Here is a 17,064-nt window from a genome sequence, read left to right as displayed (position 1 = left end):
CATCGACCGCGCGACGCACCCGGGCACCACATGCCGCCAAAGGAATGGCAGACAGATACCGACGAATGCCGGAGCTCGGATCGACGTGGCTCGACAGCGGTGAGGACGGTGGCCCTTACAGTCACACCTCATGCAGAACACGCGCATCGCAGACCCGGTCTCCTGGTCCGACCTCATCGCGCAGCAAGTGAACTGCGACACGGCGAGCGACGCCTATCGAGCCGACCCCAACGCGTTCACCGAACCTCTGCGCAGCAGATCCGGCCCCGTTCACCGCACCCCGTCGGGCGCTCTGGTCCTCCTCGGCCACGCCGAGTGTGCCGAGGTGCTGCGCGATCCCCGGTTCGGACACGGCGCCGCCACCGCTCGTGACATGACCGCCTACGGTGTGCCCGCCCGGTCCTTCCTCCTGACCGACCCGCCCGACCACGACCGCCAACGTGGCAGGGTCAGCGGCGCCTTCACGGCTCGGGCCGGCGCCCGGCTCGCCCCCAAGATCGAGCAGTACACACGCGAACTCACCGCCAAGGCATGGCAGCGGCGGGAAGTGGATGTGGTCACCGACCTCGCCCAGCCGCTCGCCGCCTCGGTCCTCTCCGACGTCCTGGGCCTGCCTCCCGGCCATGAGCACGACTTCGTGGACATGGCGGAACTTCTCGTGCGTGGAATGGATCCGCAGCAGGCCGCCGTCCCCGACGCCCGGGCCGCCATCGCCCGGGCCCGTACCGACTTCGTCCGCACCTTCACCCGACTCCTGCGCCGTACGCCCGACGGCCGCGGTACCAGCGTCATCGACCAACTCGCCCGGGACGTCGCGCGGAAGGACGATCCCGTCAAGCTCAGCGAGGCCGTCGCGACATGCGGACAGCTCATCGCGGCGGGCTACGAGACCACGGTGGGGCTGATCGCGAACGGCCTGTACACGCTGCTCACCCACCCCGAGGAAAGCAGCGTCCTCGACACCGCCCCGGCGGACGCTGACGTCATGGCGACGGCCGTGGAGGAGCTGCTGCGGTTCGAACCGCCCGTCCACATCGCCGTACGCACGGCTCTGACCGATGCGCGGGTGGGCGAGACGGCGGTTCCCCGGGGCACGATCCTCACGTTGATGCTCAACGCCGCCAACCGCGACCCCCTCGTCTACACCGACCCTCACCGCCTGGACCTGCGGCGCGGGGGCCGGAACCTGGCGTTCGGCCTGGGGGCCCACTTCTGCCTCGGCGCACCCCTGGCCCGGCTGGAAGCGCACCACATGCTGTCGGCCCTGTGGTCCGCGAGACCGGTACTGGTCGAGGAGCGGGTCACCTACAACCTCGGCTTCGTGGCCCGCCGTGTCGAGCGGTTGCGTGTCCGCTTGACGCGCTGCCCGGTGCCGTAGGCGTGAGACCGGTCAGACAAGGCTGTCGTGCCGGGCTGCGTTGCCGGTGGGTCTGGTGAGGCGGTAGACGTAGTGGGCGCGGCTGTCGGCCGCGCTTGTCAGGGGTCAATTCGGCTGCGCCGACCGTGACAAGCCCGGCCTTTTCGAGGGCGCGCCACGATGGGCGGTTCTCCGCGTGGACGCAGACGACGACGGCCAACGCGTCCGGGTAGTCGGTTCATGGGGCCGCCACGATCGCCCGAATGACACGCGGACCGAGCCCCTGCCCACGCGTCCGGGGTCGCCGAGAAGGTAGTCGATGGTGACCGGCCTATCGCGAACCTCCACTTGGCCCGACAGCTCCACGAGACACTCGGGGTAGTCCGCGTACCGGCACCGCTCGACCAGGCCGACCGGCACCCCGTCCAGCAGGATCAGCACATCCTCCGACGGCTCCTCGCCACGCGCTGTTGGTCCGAAGTCCCGTGCGACCGCCTCCGGTGAGGTCTCATGACGCCACCAGCGGGCCACGTGCGACTCCATGAGCCAGCTCCGTACCAGCGCGAAGTCCCCCTCGGTAATCCTCCGCCAAGTGATCACCACGCCTCCTCGCCACCGCACACCGGATCACCAGGAGACCCTGCCTGTAGCGGCTCATCCAGCTGATGGAGGTGGATACGTGTACGCAGGAGTCGTCTTCTCCGTTTTTGGCGCAGGTGTCGACTTGACGGGACCGGCTGCCCGCCCAGCGCCCGCCGCTGTCGCCCTGATCTGCTACCGCCGTCTTTCCGGGCGGGGTGCTCACCTGTCCCCGATGTCCTGGGCCCGGGTTTTGAAGTCTTCGACGAGGTCGCGGTGTTGGTAGACGATGTCGCGGCGCAGTCGGCTCTCGGTGATGAGTCTGGTCACGGTGAGTTTGCCGGGGGCCGAGTACAGTGCGGTGCCGGTCAGCAGCCGCTTGGCGGCGGCTTGGATGACGGAGCGTTCAGCCGCCCGGTCACGGGGTTTGCGGTTCACAACACCCTCCCCCCTCCGAACCGGCCCCGACAGGATAGTTGGCGCCCTGTCTCCTGTCTCCTGGCCGTCGAGGGTTATCCGCCCGGCGCGCGGTTTCCGCCGCGGCGGAAACCGTTCATAGCGGTGGGGTCTTCGCCGGGTTCCGGGCGGACGGGCCCGACTGCCCTGCCCGCAGGGCTGCTGCCGCTGCTCGACGGCGCCTGCCTTGAGTAGCACGGCAGTGCCACCGGATCCATACGATCCGGGCCCGGGCAACGAACCCTGGGGCGAACGGGCGCAGCCACGGAGTACGACCGCCGGGACGCGCGGGACAGCGCGACCATCCGGCTCACAGCGATGCGCACCGGGGGTGCTCTCCGCCGGGGTGTGCCGTGAGCCTCACCGCCATCGGGCCCCTTCGGGCTGCTGCGAAAGCGGGTGCTGATGGCATGCAGCGGACACGGCGGTAGGCCGGAGGATGCCGCCGTGCCCGCTGCATGCCCGGAGACACTGACGATCACCCCGCCGACCAACGACCCCTGCCTGCCCTCGGACGCTGGGACCAGCGCCTGCACCGCCCCGGAAGGGAATCCCGATGGCCGGCCCGCACCACACCCTGACCGAGCCCGCCAACGACGCCGCCTGCCGGTCCTGCGGCTGCCGACCATGCGGGCCCAGTTCGCCGACACCGTTGCCCGTGCCGAGCCTGGGGAAGAAAGGGCAAAACCTGTGGCTGGGAGCCGCACCGTCATGCACGAGCCCGGGACGCCACCGCTGCTGATCGTTTGGCCGATCAGGCGCGGTCGTGGAGTGTGACCTGGTAGCCGTCGGGGTCGGCGAAGGTGAAGGTCCGGCCGAAGGGGCCGTCGACCGGTGCGGAGACGATGGTGTGACCGTCGGCGACGAGCGCATCGTGGATGGCCTGGACGTCGGTGGCGTGGAGCCAGATCGCGGCGCCGATGCCGGGCTGAGCGACGGATGCGAGGTCCGTGCCGGGAATGATGTCGCGGAGTGCGAACGCGATCGGCTTCGTTTCGAAGACGACGGCGTGCGGAGGTCCGGCCGGCGAGCGGACGAGGCCAAGGTACTGCTCGTAGAACGCCTGTGAAGCGTCGAGGTCGCGCACTTGGAGCGAGATGAAGTCGGGGCCGGTGGCGGGCATGGTGACACTCCTTCTTTTCGTGTCAGTTTCCTGACATGCATCAACCTATGTCAGAATGCTGACATGAGTCAAGAAGATGTCGGCGTCGACCTGGAGACGTCACTGGGCTACCTGCTCAAAGAAGCGTCGAGCGCCCTCCGCGTGGCCATGGAGGAGGTGCTGCGGCCGCTCGGGATGAGCGTGACGCACTACTCCTGCCTCGAGCTGCTGGCGCAACGACCGGGCTTGTCGAACTCCGAGCTCGCGAGGGGCGCGTTCGTGACACGACAGACGATGAACGTGCTGCTCCAGGCCCTGGAACGAGACGGCTACGTGACCAGGCCTGCACAGCCAACTGTCGGGAAGGTGCTTCCCACGCGGCTCACGCCTCGCGGCCGACGAAGCCTCGAGAAGGCGAGCGCAGCCGTCCGCTCCGTCGAGGCCAGAATGCTGGCCGGCCTGACCGAGACCGAGCAGTCAGACGCGTTCCGGACCCTGGAGAGCATGATCCATTCCCTGCGCGATGCCAACGAGGGTGCATAACTCGTTCCGCGGCGCACGTCTCGTCGCGTTCGGACAGGAGTACAGCCGAGCCTGAAATCCGTGCCAGCGATCTCCAAAACCGACGGACCCCGGCTGCACCCCCTACTGCGATGAGCTGGCTGTGCCGGTGATGGGAGTTCACCGCCGTGGTCAATCCATGCGGAGCGGGTGGTGAGGCGGGGGTGGATGCGGTGGGCCGTTGCAGGGCATGACGGCAGGGCTGGCCGCGGGGACCGTCGCCGCGGCGGTGGGGGTGGCGCTGTGGAGGAAGTGACCTTCGACGTCAACCGGGCGCGGAATGCGGGTTTGTGTGAGCACCCGCTGCTCTCGCGGGATCTCCCCGGCGTTCAACGGGTGCTGACTGGACGTTAGCTCAGCATTAGCGGCCTTCGTCATCGTGGTGCGATGAGCACAAGAACCGCCATCACCGCGGCAACGGCAACGGTCGTTCTGGCCGTGGGGTCCGCAGCCACGATCACCACCGCCACTGCCTCCCCTTCACAGGACACCGGCCCCGCTGTCACTGCGGCCGGCTCCACGGGGCAGCCCGTCAAGCCCGCCGCGATGACGACCACTCCCGCTCCCAAGCCGCCGACGACCACTCCCGCCTCCAAGCCGACCAAGCCGACCAAGCCGCCGAAGGGCGCGTTCACCGGGATGGCAAGCTGGTATGACCAGAACGGCGTCGCGGGGGCGTGCGGAGAGCGCATCCGGGACGAGGACATGGCCGTCGCCCTGGACTACAGGATGTACGGAGACCTCTCCAAACGCAGTGCCTACTGCGGGAAGGAGATCGTCGTCACCTACAAGGGGAAGTCGGTGACCTTGCGGGTCGTCGACGCATCTCCCACCACGCCGAATCAGTACGGCCTCGACCTGACGCGCGGCGCGTTCAAGGCGCTCACCTCCCAGGAAGAGGGCAACATCAACGTCACCTGGCACTTCAAGTAGAACCGGCTGGCCCACGGGCCGGCCGGGCCCGCAACGCCCCAGCCGATCCATACGGTTGGTACCGCGGCTGTCCGGCAGCGCGTTGTGACCGGCGATGAGGTGGCCTGCGTCGTACTCGACCGCGGCGGCCGTTCGTGGCTCCAGCAGGGGTGTACGCGGAGTGGCTGGGGTGAGAGAGGCAGTCGCCCGACACGGTGCGCTTCCGGGCAGAGGCTCGCGTCCTGGTGGGCCATGGTGCGGACCCGGCACGGCTCGTGCTGTGCATTCGTCCGGGCCCGCACCGGGAGCCGTGGCCCCGGGCTACCCGGCGAGCTGGGCTTGGAAGGCGGCGTGGTTGAAGTACGCCTTGGCGTCCTGGATGAGGCCGTCCTCGCCCAGTTCGTAGATGTTGATGCCGGACCAGTTGACCGGCTTGCCGTCCAGGGCGATGGCGGCGCCGCGCCAGGAGACGGCGACCCGGTTGCCGACCGTGTGCGCCTCCAGGGGGGTCAGCCCGAGGAAGGGCTGGAAGTTGGGCAGCACGGAAGCGATGAAATCACGGATGGCGGTGCGGCCGGTGATGGGCGGTGTGCCGACTGGGTCGTGGAAGACACCGTCGGCGGCAAAAGTTTGGGCCCAGGCGTCGGCATCGCCTTGCTGGGAGGCACGGAAGAACTGGAGGACCGCCAGTGGCATGGCCGGGAATGACATGAGAGTTCCTTCGCATCGGAGGGTGGGGAGCGCAGGGTTCACGGCGGCCGGAGGCGCCCGCGCGGTGGGCTGGCTGCCGCTCATCTCGCAGGCGTCCCGGGCAGAGCTGCGTCGGGGATCGGCTGCCGACGCCCGGCGAAGAGGCCGGCGAGCGCGAGGAGAGCGAGTACTCCCATGAGTGCGCACACGCCCAGCCAGCCCAGCTGGGCATAGGCGCGGATCCCGAGCCAGGAGCCGGCGCTGCCACCGAGGAACGAACAGGTCATGTACGCGGTGTTGAGCCGGCTGCGGGCCTCGGGCCGCAGCGCGAAGATGCGGGCCTGGTTGGCGACCTGGCTGCACTGCACCGCGATGTCGAGCAGCAACAGCCCGGCCGCCAGGGCCGCCAGTCCGGTCGAGGAGCCAGCCGTGCCCGCGGCCAGAACGGCCGCCGCGGCGAGGGTGACGAGGATGCACCACAGGTTCACCCGGTCCGCGCCGTGCCGGTCCACCCACCGTCCGGCGGCCGGGGCACAGAACATGCTGGCCGCGCCGATCAGGGCCAGTAAGCCCACTATCTGCGTATCCAGACCGTAGCGGGGGCCGGTGACCAGCAGGGCCAGCGCGGTCCAGGCGGCACTGAAACCGCCGAAGAGGGTGGCCTGGAAGAGCGCGGAGCGCCGCAGGTCCGGCTCGGTGCGCAGCATCCGTATGGTGGCCGCGAGCAGGGCGGTGTATTGGTCCCGTGTGGCCGGGGCGACGCAAGGCAGGGCGGTGTGGAGCACGATCGCCAGGAGCACGGTGAGCGTGGCCGCGACCAGATACGGCGCGCGCCAGCCCAGTTGTCCGCCGAGGGTGCCGCCGAAGGTGCGGGCCAGCAGGATCCCGCCGATGAGCCCGCCCTGCAGCGTCCCGATGACGGCGCCGCGCCGGTCGGCCGCGACCAGTCCGGCAACCATGGGCAGCAGCAGTTGGGGCACCACGGTCGCCATCCCGACCACGGTGCCGGCCGCGAGGAGTGCGCCGGTTGCCGGGGCGAGACCGGCGGCCAGGAGAGCCAAAGAGGTCACGGTGAGCAGCACGGTGATCAGGGGGCGGCGCGGGAGCCGGTCGCCGAGCGGGACCAGAAGGAAGATCCCGACCGCGTATCCGAGCTGCGTCACGGTAGCCACGGACGCGGCTGCATTCGCTGTAATGCCGAAGCTGTGGGCGATGAGCGGCGCCAGGGCCTGCGGGAAGTAGACGTTTGCCACGCTGACCCCGCAGGCCAGGGCCAAGACCAGTGGCAGTCGTCGGGGCAGCGCCGATGTCGGAGACGGCGGCGGATCAGGGCAGGGCATCGCAACTCCAATCGAACGAACTAGATGGTTCGGAAGGTGTTGAGAGAGTCGCAGACAGCTCCGCGATCAGTCAAACGAACCAGTTCGTTACCATCGGGGCATGGCGTACGACTCGAAGGCAACCAAAGAGCGGATCCTTGCGGCAGCGGCCGCGGAATTCGCCCAGCACGGCGTCGCTGGCGCCCGCGTGGACCGCATCGCCACCCAAGCCAAGGCCAACAAGCGGGCCATCTACGACTACTTCGGCGACAAGAACAAGCTCTTCGCCGCAGTCCTGGAACACCTCATGGCCGATCTCGCCCAGGCCGTCCCGCCCGGCGACGAGGACCTACCCGCCTACGCCGAGCGGCTCTTCGACTACCACCGAACCCACCCCGAAGCCTTGCGCCTGCTCATGTGGGAGGCACTCGAACTCGGCGACCAGCCCGTCCCTGGCGAAGAGGCCCGCACTCGGCACTACGAGGACAAAATCCGCGCCACCCAGACCGACGCCACGGATGGCGCGGCCCGCGACCGGCTGTTCCTCACCCTCGGCCTGGTCGGCTGGAGCCTGGCCATGCCCCAGCTTCGCCGCATGATCCTCGGACCCGACCACACCCTCGAACAACTCCGACCCGCCATCGCCGAGGCAGTCCGCGTCCTCCCCGGACACCGCGAAACCCCTCCGCGGAACTGACACCTCGGACAAGAATTGCCACCACCACGCCTCGCACGCACCGGAAAGAGGCATCCCGCGAATCCTGCCAAATCTCAAATCACCTCTCAGCCCGCAGGAACAGCTGGCCGTCCGCCGGAGCAGACGTGGCCACGAACCGACAGCTCAAAGGGCTGTCAGCAGAGGCAACTTACCGACTGCCATCACATCAGACCCTCATCGTCAACAACATGCCGATCAGCTCATGACCAGGGGCATGTCCATGGGGAGCCTCTGGCTGAGAGCGCCGAGAACCAGTGTGCCCAGGCAGCACCTCACCGCCCGGTGCTGGCCGCGGTCTGCTCATCCCCACGCGTGAGCGCCGCGAGGCGGCGCTGGAATGCCTGTTGTGCCTTGCGCGGCCCCTTCGCCGTGCGTCCGGCCGCCAAGTCGCAGGCGGCGCCTGGCCAGGCTCCACGCCCCAGCGCGTTCAGCCGTCTCTGCTGCCCGGACCCGAAGGCCATCGGGCCTCTTGCAGGACCGCGAAAAGATGAGGGGGGTAGCCATACCTGCAAGCGGGTGGTTGGCGGTATCCCGGGCTGGTCCTTGATCGAAAAGACTGGGTCCCGAATCAGCCGCCGCCTTACCTACCGCAGGAGGTTTTTCGTGTATGAGCACGCGCATGAAGTAGACGGGCCACGTTCGTTGGGGAGCGCTGGTCGCAGGCGCTGGAAGCGCCGGCTGAGAGGTGCAGGCGTTGGGGTGCTCGCCACGGTCGTGATGACCGCCCGGCTGGCCCTTCCCGCGTCGGCTGCGGATACCGGGGACGTGTCGCCGGTGGGCAGTGGGCACGAGGCCACCCAGGCGGCTTTGGACTCGGTGGTGAAGGACGGCCCGCCCGGCGGGATCGCGCGCGCCGAGCGGGGAGACACTACCTGGACGGGCCGTGCAGGCATCGCGGATGTGACAACCGGCCGACAACCGCGGGCTGATGACCGCTTCCGGGTCGGCTCGATCACCAAGACGTTTGTGGCCACGGTGATGCTCCAGCTGGAGGCGGAGGGGAAGCTCAGCCTGGATGACACCGTGGAGCGCTGGCTGCCGGGGCTGGTGCAAGGCAACGGCAACGACGGCAGCAAGATCAAGATACGACAGATCCTCAACCACACCAGTGGCATCTACAGCTACACCGAGGACGCCGACTTCAAGCGGAAGGAATTCGGTACCGACTTCCTCCAACACCGCTTCGACACCTGGACGCCTCGCCAGATCGTCCGGCTCGCCATGACCCACCGGCCCACCTTCGCCTCCGGCGACAGCTGGGGGTACTCCGACACCAACTACATCCTCGCCTCCATGGTGATCCAGAAGGCCACCGGCCACTCCTACGCCCGCGAGATCGAACAGCGCATCCTGCGCCCTCTGCAGCTGGACTCCACCAGCCTGCCGGGCACCCGTGCCCGCATGCCGGCGCCCAGCGGCCGCGCCTACTCGAAGCTGACCGGGGAACTCGCCGGTCCGGGAGAGCCGAACAGCATGACGTACGACGTCACCGAACTCAACGCCTCCTTCGCGGGAGCCGCTGGAGAGATGATCTCGACCAACCGTGATCTCAACCGCTTCTACCGGGCCCTGTTCTCCGGCCGGCTCCTGAAGAAGCCTCAGCTGGAGGAGATGACGACGACCGTGAAGATCGAGAACATGCCGGCCTTCTCCTACGGACTGGGCCTGATGAAGCTGTCGCTGTCGTGCGGCGTGGAGGTGTGGGGGCACAGCGGCGGCATCCAGGGCTTCATCTCCCAGTCCATGGCGACAGCGGACGGCCAGCATGTCGTGTCGCTGAACTTCAACGGCGACTGGAACGTCCACGAACAGCGGGTCGTCGACGCAGAGTTCTGCGGTGCCTGAGCGTCGGCAGCACCCCGTGCGGCGGTTCACCTCACACATCCAGGGTGCCGAGCGGCGCGATGAGCGGACGATCAAGGCCGAGCCTCATTGCTGCCCTCACTCGCTGGCCAGTGAGGCGCTGGAGGCGCGTGCGGTCACCGGCGGCAGCGTGGCGCTGCTGCGCTCGACCCTCACCGTTGAGGCCCTGTCCCACTACGCCGACCCGGTAACCGCCACCACGGCCGCGGCGGCCATGAACGGTCTCACCCTGCGCGGCCTGGCCGGCAGCACACCCCCCGACCGCGCGGAGATCGAAGCCGTCCTCGGCCACATCCTCCGAGACCGTCCATGACCTCCACCCGTCCGCCTGAAACGTCAGGAAGCCCACCAGGTTGGATGGGTCCATGGTGAGACAGAAGCGGGCGAAGAAGGGGCGGCCTCCGCTCGGCATGCCGAGGGGCATCGTCCTGCTGGCGACGCCGGAAGGCTGGCGCCACCGTGTCCTGACCGTGGACGGCGGGATGTATTGCGGGCGCCTCACCGGCGTTCCGGTCACCGCCGACCCGGCCGAGGCACGGATCGCCGCGGCGGCCATGGTTGTGGGACTTGCGCAGGATTTCCACGACGCGCGCGTCGACGTGTCCTGGGGCCCGCCTCGGGAGGACGGGGCATGGATCGCCCAGATCACCGTCGCCGCGCCCCCACCGGACGTCCTTGGTCGAACCGCAAGCTGAGAACGGGGCGGTCCAGAACGGCTGCGACGCTGTGATCACACCAGCCGCGCTGTGATCGTTTCACTGCGGCGGTTGGGCAGGAGGGCGTCATCCGCCCTCCTCTGCGTCGGCGAACCGGCAACGCCACCACAGGATGCGCTCCCGAGCGCGGGCCTGTCGCCAATCCAACGACGTCAGTCTGCCGTGGCCTTGCCCGTGTCCTTGCTCAACAGGGCCCCGCGGGGCCGGAACCCCGCCGCGGAGTAGAAGCGAATGGCTTGCTCGTTGTGCGCGAAGATGCCGGCGTACACCAGCACGACACCGCGGTTCGCGGCGGCTTCCTGCGCCGCGCTCAGCAGAGCGGTTCCCACCCCCCGGCCGCGATGCTCATCCAGTACAACGGTGTGGAGCTCGGCCGCGCGCCGGGGAACCAGAATCTGATGGTCAGGGGGATCCGCCAGCTCTACCATCTCCACCATGCCCGCCACCTCGCCCGCGACCTCGGCGACCAGGATCAACACGCCGGACTCGGCGGCCAGCGCCTCCTCGAAATGCCTGCGCACGGCCGCGCCGTCGGGCACGCGGTAGATAGCCGGGGCGAGTTGCACGTGCTGCTCAGCGTTGGCGAGACGCAGACGGACAAGTGCGGCGGTGTCCTCCCGCCCCGCAACCCTCACTGAGATCGACACGTCCGCCAGCCTGCCGGACTGCCTGCCCCCGCGCAAGAAGCACCGGACAGCTCATTGCTGTGAGAACGACGCAGCTTCCGTACCTATGCCCAGTGTGTCGGCGAGGGGCACGCGCTTACGGACTGGCTGCCGGAGCCGGACCGAGGTTGCCGACGGCAAGAGGGGGCCCAGCCGCCAGAACGTCCTGCACAACCGGCTCCCAACGCATGGCGTTCGACCTCCCAGTGATCGCGGGGACATCGACCCCGACGAGAAGGAACGCTCCGAGGCGCGCCCAGCGGCTCGTCTGGGGCAGTGCCGCCGAGCCGCCTCAGCGGCGGGTCAACGGCCCGGCATCAGGTGGCATCGTGGGCCTGTCGTACGAGAAGGTCCGTTACCGGCTCGCCCGGGTGTCGGGCGAGCCGGACGAGCCGTCGGTCAGAGTGTGAAGGGGGTGGCGGCGGGCTTGCGGGTGGGGCGGAGCTGGCCGCCGAGGACTTCGGCGGGCAGCGCGAAGCTGTAGCGGCTGTGGAAGTTGATATGGGCGAACTTCAGCGGGGAGAGGCGGGCGATGTCGGCCTCGCTGACGTGAATGCCCTCGGCGCGCATCTCCTCGATGGTCTTCTGGAAGACCGACCGTGTTCCACAGGACGACGATGTTGAGCATCAGTCCCCGTGCGCAGACCTGGTCTTCCTGGCCTTCGCGGTGGGACTGCCGCAGCTCGCCCTTCTGTCCGTGGCAGACGAGTAGCCCGGTACCCGGCCGCGGTCCGCGCGGACGGCTGGACCAGACCGATTGCGTCGTAGTGATGCAGCGTCCGGACGATCACGTCGGCCGGCTCGGCCAACTGCCCCACGGCCGGGCGCTCTTCCTCGCCAGTGGCGATGCGGCATCACGCCGAATGAGAGGGCCAAGCGCCCGCCCCCGCGTGCTCGCGCACTGGTTCATGGGTAAGGTAGTGAACCAGTAGAGCAATGGAGGCATGATGTCACTGCTTGACGGGGACGGCCCGATCTTCGCCCAGATCGCTGCCGAGCTAGCGAACCAGATCGCCGACGGAACGGTGGGCCAGGGGGAGCGGGTCGCTTCCAGCAACGAAATCGCGGCGTTCTACCGGGTCAACCCAGCCACGGCGGCGCGCAGCCTTACCGTGCTCGCGGAGCAGGGCCTGGTGGAGAAGCGGCGGGGTGTCGGCATGTTCGTCGCGAAGGGCGCGCGGGACCGGCTGGTGCACGAGCGGCGGCGCCACTTCGCCGACCGCTACCTACGCCCGCTGGTGGTCGAGGCGGCACGGCTCGGGATCGGCCTTGACGAACTGCTCGGGCTGGTACGCGAGGAGTTGGACTCGGTCGAGGTGACGACGGGAGCGAAGACAACGGGGGCGAAGGCGTGACCCCGGCGATCTCGGTCACCGGCCTCAAGCGCCGCTACCGCGACCACCAGGCTCTGACCGGTCTGACCTTCGAGCTCGACACGCCATGCATCACCGGGCTGCTGGGCCGCAATGGCGCTGGGAAGAGCACGCTGCTGCGCATCCTGGCCGGCCAGGAGTTCGCCACCGCCGGACGCGTGCGGGTCTTCGGGGCCGAGCCGCTGGAGAATGACGCGGTACTGCGCCGGATGATCCTCGTGCGCGAGGACCAGACCTACCCCGACCTGCGGGTCCGGCACGCGATCCGGGCGGCGTCGCTGCTGTACCCGAACTGGGACGCCGAACTGGCCGGCATGTTGCTCGACGCCTACGAGCTGCCGGTGGCCCGGCCGATCAAGAAGCTGTCACGCGGCATGCGCACCGCCCTCGGCATCACCATCGGGCTGGCCGCCCGCGCCGAACTCACCCTGTTCGACGAGCCGTACGCCGGGCTGGACTCGGTCGCCCGCACCCTCTTCTACGACCAGCTGCTCGCCGACTACACCGCCCACCCGCGGTGCATCGTGCTCTCGACCCACCTCATCGACGAGGCCGCCGAGCTCCTGGACCGGGTGCTGGTCTTGGACCGCGGTCGGCTCGTCCTCGACGCGCCCGCCGATGACCTGCGGGGCACCGCCACGATCGTCACCGGCCCGGCCGGCAGCGTGGACCGGCTGATCGCCGGCCGCACGACGCTGAACCGGCGCTCGATGGGTGCCCAGACCACGGCGGTGGTGGTCGGCCGGCTCGACGAACGCGACCGCGAACTCGCCCACCACCTGCACCTGCGCCTAGAGCAGGTCACGCTCCAGCAGCTCGCGGCCTACGCGGCCGAGCACCACGACCGAGCCGACTTCACGGCAGCGAGGACATCCTGATGCGCTCCGCCCCGATCGTCGCCGTCGTGCGCTACCTGCTCCTCGACCGCGTCACCTACCTCGTACTGCCCTGGGCATGGGCGGCTTTCAGCTTCGTCCTTGACGTAGTGGTCCTGCGGCTCGTCCCGGCCGGACACGCCGACCACCGCTGGGTGGGAGGTCTGGTCGCGGTTCCGCTCGTCATGCTCGTCGTGGGCGCGCAGTCGGTCGCCCGCTCGCTGCCGTTGGCCCTCACCCTCGGGGTGAGCCGGCGCACCTACTTCCTCGGCGCCACGGCACTCGCCCTCGCCATGTCCGTGGGCTTCGGACTCGTCGTCGCGATCGGCCGGGCCCTCGAACGCGCGACCGGCGGCTGGGGCATCGGCATGGCCTACTTCCGCGTCCCCCACCTGCTGGACGGCGCCTGGTACCTGTCGTGGCTCACGGCGACGACCATCTTCGTCCTCATGTTCATCTACGGAATGTGGTACGGCCTGGTCTACCGCCGCGCTGGACTGCCCGGCACCACGGCCTTCGGCGCGGCGCAACTCGGCGTGCTGGCTGTCGCCGCGCTCGTCGCGACGTGGGCGCACGGCTGGACGGGCATCGGCCACTACCTCGCCACCGCCACCGCCACTGGCATCACCGGCGTTCTCGCCGTCGCTGTGGCCGTCCTGCTCTCCGGCGGCTTCGCCACGATCCGACGGATGACGATATGAGCCCGGCAGGAGCGGTGGACGGGGGGCGCCTGGCGCAGGCCAGGCAGGACGACGGGCGGATCGCCTCGCTGGACCGGCGGGTGTTCGCCGTGGCGGGAGTGGCCTTCGCTGTGCTGATGGCGCTGTCCCAGCGCTACGGCTTCCATCGTGACGAGCTGTACTTCCTCGACTGCGCCCGGCACCTGCAGGCGAGCTATGTGGACCAGCCGGTGCTGGCGCCGCTGATGGCCAGGTTCTCGCTGTCCCTCTTCGGGGTCTCGGAGGCGGGACTGCGGCTGTGGCCGGCGCTGGCCGCCGCGGGCACGGTGGTCGTGGGCGCCCTGACCGCACGGGAGTTCGGCGGCACGCGACGCGCGCAGCTGCTCGCGGCGATCGCCACGGGCACCATGCCCGTGCTCCTGGGCAGCGGGCACGTCGCCAACACGACATCGTTCGAACTGCTGGCCTGGGCGGCAATCGCCTGCGTGGTCGTGCGGATCGGCCGCACCGGCGACACGCGGTGGTGGATCGCAGCCGGAGCGCTGGTCGGCGTCGGCGCGGAGTTCAACCACCTCGCGGTGATCTTCGCAGCCGTCCTACTGATCGCGGTGCTGCTCGGCCCGGCCCGGCGGACCGCGGCCGACCGCTGGCTGTTTGCGGGCGCGGCGATCGCCGTTCTGCCAGTGTTGCCCGACCTGTGGTGGCAGGCACACCACGGCTGGGCCATGTTCGAGATGACACACGCGCTCAACGGCGAACACGGCGGCCCGGCCAACATCGTCACCTGGATCGTGGGACAACTCGGCATGTCCTGCCTGGCGATGACGCTATTGTGGCTGGCGGGCCTGCGGTTCTTGTGGCGCTCAGGCCAACCGCTCTGGCGTTGCCTGGTGATCGCCTACGCCGCCCTGTTCGTCCTTTTCGCCGTAACGACTGGGGCACAGGTCTACTACCTGGCCGGACTGTACGTGTGCCTGCTGGCGGCCGGTGCGGTCGACCTCGACGGCTGGCTGCACGCCCGCCCGGGGCGGCTGCGCGACCTGACGATCGCAACCGCCGTCTCGGCCACGCTGTCAGTCGTGGTCGTCCTTCCGGTGCTGCCGGCCTCCGCCACAGCCTGGACCTACGGCATCAGTCCGATCTCCGGGGAGACCCAGGGGTGGCCCCAACTGGTCGGCACCGTACGGCAAGTATGGGATGGACTCCCGGCTGAGCAGCGCGCGAACGCCGTCATCTTCGCCGCGGACTACAGCGAGGCCGGCGCCATCAACGAACTGGGCCGCGGAGCCGGACTGCCCACCGCCGTCAGCTCCCAGAACACCGACTGGTGGTGGGGCCCCGGCAATCCGAATGCCACAACCGTGGTGGCTATCGCCCCCGGCCCCGACCACGCACCCGGATATGAGACCCACCTCCGCCAGTACTTCCGCACCGTCCACGCCGTCGCCACCCTCCTCACCCCTGGCGGCACCCACACCATCGAATCCGGCGGCCATGTCTACGTCTGTACCGACCCCGTACGCCCCTGGGGCACGATCTGGCCCGAGCTGCGCAACTACGCGTGAAACTCACCGAGCTGGAAGCACTCCGGCGTCGTGATCGTTCGCACCGGTAACCGCACCCACTGCTCCGCGCGAAGCTGTCGCGGAACCCCCTGACGCTTCCAACTGGCTGACCGGGCTCAAGACGGGGCGCAGGGGTGCGGCCGTGGCGTGGCGGGGCGGAGGATGCGGGGCTGGGCCCCACCTGTGACGTCGCGGGCGTGTCCGGGGAACGGCTCGGGGTTACCTCCACGGCCGTGGGGACCAGCGGACGGGCCAGCCGGTGGTCGCCCCGTACGCCTGCCTGCGTGCTACTCGACCAGTGGACCGAGAAGACACCGGCATAACGCTCCCCGGTGCGTGAAGGCTTGCCCGGCTTTTCGACCAGGCGGTGCCCCCTGGCCGGGCCCCCGCGTTGAACTGGGTGGTCCGGCGGGCCGGTTGCCCCGTAGCCTCCCCGTCGCCGAGAGGTTGAGGTGTAGGCCCGTCCCTGGTTGAAGCCTCCCGGGGACGGGCCTGTGCCGTGCGCGGCCGGACATGCGGCTACCGGCACGCTCAGCTGATGCCGAGCTCGCGCAGTGCGTCCTGCTGCTCTGCGGTGAGCTTGTCGCGCCGGGTTTTGATGTTGGAGGCCCATACGCCGAGTTTCACGGTCGCCGGTTCTGTCCCGCCGTCGATGGTGATCTCTTCGCTGTGGCTGCGGGGTACAGGTCGGTCGCCTTGTCGCTCGACCCCCTGCGCGAGCGCCGTGAGACCGCGCTGGAATGCCTGTTGCGCCTTGCTCGGCCCCTTCGCCGTGCGTCCGGCCGCCGAAGTCGCAGGCGGCGCCTGGTCTGGCTCCACGCCGAGCGCGGTCAGCCGTTCCTACTGCTCGGGAAGAAGCTCGGGCGATGGGGCCCGGTGAGTTGGTGGGTCTCGGCGTTCACGTTCATGACCGCGGAGGAGCAGAATCATGACCCCCCGATCCGACGACATCGCCACGGCCAGCGAAACGGGACTGCTCCCTGAGCGGGTTGGAAAAAAGGTTGTGGGCCGCTGTCGATCCGGTCGCGTCCCGTTCGACGCAATGATGTCCGGCGGCTCGCCGCGATGACGCGACAACCCGACGAGGAAACACGTGGATCAACTGCTGAGAGTCATGAACTTCAACGTCTCGAGTGACGGGATCGGTGCCGGTGAGCACCAGAGCCTCGAGAGTCCCTTCGGCCACGACCATCCCGAGCGGTTGTTCGCCTGGGCCGGAGCCACAGCGAGCTGGCCCATGCGCACCGACCCCGGGGGAAGCCGGGGCCTGGACGACTACTTCACGCGGGACTTCGCCCGCAACATCGGTGCGGAGATCATGGGCCGCAACAAGTTCGGGCCGCAGCGTGGTCCCTGGCAGGACCATGACTGGCGGGGCTGGTGGGGGCAGGAACCCCCTTTCCGCACGCCGGTGTTCGTCATGACCCACCACAAGCGTCCATCGTTCACGCTTTCCGACACCACGTTCCACTTCGTCGACGGCGACCCGGCCACCGTCCTCGGGCTGGCCAGGGAGGCGGCACAGGGCAAGGACGTCAGACTCGGCGGCGGGGTCACCACCATCCGCCAGTTCCTCGACGCCGACTTCGTCGACACCATGCACGTGGCCGTCTCACCGGTAAAACTCGGGACC

21 protein-coding genes and 1 pseudogene are annotated in these 17,064 nt (G+C 69.2%); 13 read left to right on the top strand and 9 right to left on the bottom strand.

Going from position 1 to position 17,064, the window contains the following annotated elements; genetic code table 11:
- Positions 1-130: 130 nt before the first annotated feature.
- Positions 131-1,378, top strand: a complete 1,248-nt coding sequence (locus AC07F3_RS34485) for a cytochrome P450 (RefSeq protein ID WP_479118551.1) — start codon at positions 131-133, stop codon at positions 1,376-1,378.
- Between the two features lie 105 nt (positions 1,379-1,483).
- Here the strand turns inward: AC07F3_RS34485 and AC07F3_RS34480 are convergent, their stop codons facing one another.
- The 3 genes from AC07F3_RS34480 to AC07F3_RS34470 all read right to left on the bottom strand — a co-directional run bounded on the left by AC07F3_RS34480 (position 1,484) and on the right by AC07F3_RS34470 (position 3,515).
- Entirely contained in the window at positions 1,484-1,957 is a 474-nt protein-coding gene (locus AC07F3_RS34480) for a GNAT family N-acetyltransferase (RefSeq protein ID WP_479118719.1), read from the bottom strand.
- 201 nt (positions 1,958-2,158) lie between these two features.
- On the bottom strand, positions 2,159-2,374 hold the full coding sequence (locus tag AC07F3_RS34475; RefSeq protein WP_479118550.1) for a hypothetical protein: 216 nt from the start codon (positions 2,372-2,374) through the stop codon (positions 2,159-2,161).
- Between the two features lie 772 nt (positions 2,375-3,146).
- On the bottom strand, positions 3,147-3,515 hold the full coding sequence (locus AC07F3_RS34470) for a VOC family protein (RefSeq protein ID WP_479118549.1): 369 nt from the start codon (positions 3,513-3,515) through the stop codon (positions 3,147-3,149).
- Between the two features lie 63 nt (positions 3,516-3,578).
- On the opposite strand from AC07F3_RS34470, the gene AC07F3_RS34465 reads away from it, so the two are divergent.
- Together AC07F3_RS34465 and AC07F3_RS34460 are read left to right on the top strand one after the other, a co-directional pair.
- Positions 3,579-4,037, top strand: coding sequence for a MarR family winged helix-turn-helix transcriptional regulator (locus AC07F3_RS34465; RefSeq protein WP_479118548.1), 459 nt, complete (start codon positions 3,579-3,581; stop codon positions 4,035-4,037).
- A 405-nt stretch (positions 4,038-4,442) separates the two neighbouring features.
- Positions 4,443-4,988 carry an RlpA-like double-psi beta-barrel domain-containing protein gene (locus AC07F3_RS34460; RefSeq protein WP_479118547.1) on the top strand — a complete coding sequence of 182 codons (546 nt, stop codon included), beginning with the start codon at positions 4,443-4,445 and terminating at the stop codon, positions 4,986-4,988.
- A gap of 300 nt (positions 4,989-5,288) precedes the next feature.
- Here the strand turns inward: AC07F3_RS34460 and AC07F3_RS34455 are convergent, their stop codons facing one another.
- Together AC07F3_RS34455 and AC07F3_RS34450 are read right to left on the bottom strand one after the other, a co-directional pair.
- Positions 5,289-5,678 carry a nuclear transport factor 2 family protein gene (locus AC07F3_RS34455; RefSeq protein WP_479118546.1) on the bottom strand — a complete coding sequence of 130 codons (390 nt, stop codon included), beginning with the start codon at positions 5,676-5,678 and terminating at the stop codon, positions 5,289-5,291.
- Between the two features lie 80 nt (positions 5,679-5,758).
- Positions 5,759-6,997, bottom strand: a complete 1,239-nt coding sequence (locus AC07F3_RS34450; RefSeq protein ID WP_479118545.1) for an MFS transporter — start codon at positions 6,995-6,997, stop codon at positions 5,759-5,761.
- Between the two features lie 100 nt (positions 6,998-7,097).
- On the opposite strand from AC07F3_RS34450, the gene AC07F3_RS34445 reads away from it, so the two are divergent.
- The 4 genes from AC07F3_RS34445 to AC07F3_RS34430 all read left to right on the top strand — a co-directional run bounded on the left by AC07F3_RS34445 (position 7,098) and on the right by AC07F3_RS34430 (position 10,252).
- On the top strand, positions 7,098-7,673 hold the full coding sequence (locus tag AC07F3_RS34445) for a TetR/AcrR family transcriptional regulator (protein WP_479118544.1): 576 nt from the start codon (positions 7,098-7,100) through the stop codon (positions 7,671-7,673).
- Between the two features lie 720 nt (positions 7,674-8,393).
- Complete coding sequence (locus tag AC07F3_RS34440; RefSeq protein WP_479118543.1) at positions 8,394-9,539, top strand: serine hydrolase domain-containing protein; 1,146 nt, start codon at positions 8,394-8,396, stop codon at positions 9,537-9,539.
- Entirely contained in the window at positions 9,532-9,870 is a 339-nt protein-coding gene (locus tag AC07F3_RS34435; RefSeq protein ID WP_479118542.1) for a hypothetical protein, read from the top strand. The genes AC07F3_RS34440 and AC07F3_RS34435 overlap by 8 nt, the downstream gene beginning before the upstream one ends.
- A 52-nt stretch (positions 9,871-9,922) precedes the next feature.
- On the top strand, positions 9,923-10,252 hold the full coding sequence (locus tag AC07F3_RS34430; RefSeq protein ID WP_479118541.1) for a hypothetical protein: 330 nt from the start codon (positions 9,923-9,925) through the stop codon (positions 10,250-10,252).
- Positions 10,253-10,425: 173 nt separating this feature from the next.
- Here the strand turns inward: AC07F3_RS34430 and AC07F3_RS34425 are convergent, their stop codons facing one another.
- Complete coding sequence (locus AC07F3_RS34425) at positions 10,426-10,920, bottom strand: N-acetyltransferase family protein (RefSeq protein ID WP_479118540.1); 495 nt, start codon at positions 10,918-10,920, stop codon at positions 10,426-10,428.
- A gap of 206 nt (positions 10,921-11,126) precedes the next feature.
- Here AC07F3_RS34425 and AC07F3_RS34420 point away from each other — a divergent pair, with 206 nt between their 5' ends.
- The gene (locus AC07F3_RS34420) at positions 11,127-11,348 is read left to right on the top strand and encodes a hypothetical protein (RefSeq protein WP_479118539.1); all 222 of its coding nucleotides are present in this window, start codon (positions 11,127-11,129) and stop codon (positions 11,346-11,348) included.
- On the opposite strand, the gene AC07F3_RS34415 is transcribed toward AC07F3_RS34420, so the two are convergent.
- Entirely contained in the window at positions 11,338-11,517 is a 180-nt protein-coding gene (locus tag AC07F3_RS34415; RefSeq protein ID WP_479118718.1) for a hypothetical protein, read from the bottom strand. The genes AC07F3_RS34420 and AC07F3_RS34415 overlap by 11 nt on opposite strands.
- Positions 11,518-11,663: 146 nt before the next feature.
- A pseudogene (locus tag AC07F3_RS34410) lies at positions 11,664-11,756 on the bottom strand (MerR family DNA-binding transcriptional regulator); the annotation flags it as partial.
- Between the two features lie 126 nt (positions 11,757-11,882).
- Here AC07F3_RS34410 and AC07F3_RS34405 point away from each other — a divergent pair.
- Genes AC07F3_RS34405 through AC07F3_RS34390 form a run of 4 tightly spaced genes read left to right on the top strand, consistent with a single transcriptional unit; the run spans position 11,883 to position 15,431 of the window.
- Positions 11,883-12,293 carry a GntR family transcriptional regulator gene (locus AC07F3_RS34405; protein WP_479118538.1) on the top strand — a complete coding sequence of 137 codons (411 nt, stop codon included), beginning with the start codon at positions 11,883-11,885 and terminating at the stop codon, positions 12,291-12,293.
- Complete coding sequence (locus AC07F3_RS34400; protein WP_479118537.1) at positions 12,290-13,189, top strand: ABC transporter ATP-binding protein; 900 nt, start codon at positions 12,290-12,292, stop codon at positions 13,187-13,189. Before AC07F3_RS34405 ends, AC07F3_RS34400 begins: the two co-directional genes overlap by 4 nt.
- Positions 13,189-13,887, top strand: a complete 699-nt coding sequence (locus AC07F3_RS34395) for a hypothetical protein (protein ID WP_479118536.1) — start codon at positions 13,189-13,191, stop codon at positions 13,885-13,887. Before AC07F3_RS34400 ends, AC07F3_RS34395 begins: the two co-directional genes overlap by 1 nt.
- Positions 13,884-15,431 (top strand): ArnT family glycosyltransferase, encoded by a 1,548-nt coding sequence (locus AC07F3_RS34390; RefSeq protein WP_479118535.1) that lies wholly within the window; start codon positions 13,884-13,886, stop codon positions 15,429-15,431. Before AC07F3_RS34395 ends, AC07F3_RS34390 begins: the two co-directional genes overlap by 4 nt.
- A 531-nt stretch (positions 15,432-15,962) precedes the next feature.
- On the opposite strand, the gene AC07F3_RS34385 is transcribed toward AC07F3_RS34390, so the two are convergent.
- Entirely contained in the window at positions 15,963-16,250 is a 288-nt protein-coding gene (locus AC07F3_RS34385) for a helicase associated domain-containing protein (protein ID WP_479118533.1), read from the bottom strand.
- A 274-nt stretch (positions 16,251-16,524) separates the two neighbouring features.
- Between AC07F3_RS34385 and AC07F3_RS34380 the strand changes: the two genes are divergently transcribed.
- Positions 16,525-17,064 (top strand): dihydrofolate reductase family protein (locus tag AC07F3_RS34380; RefSeq protein ID WP_479118532.1); only part of this gene is annotated, 540 nt, incomplete at its 3' end.

It is taken from the genome of Streptomyces sp. NPDC045846 (assembly GCF_056431605.1).
The sequence above is the reverse complement of the archived record's forward strand: the minus strand, read 5'-3'. Positions and strand labels throughout refer to the sequence as shown.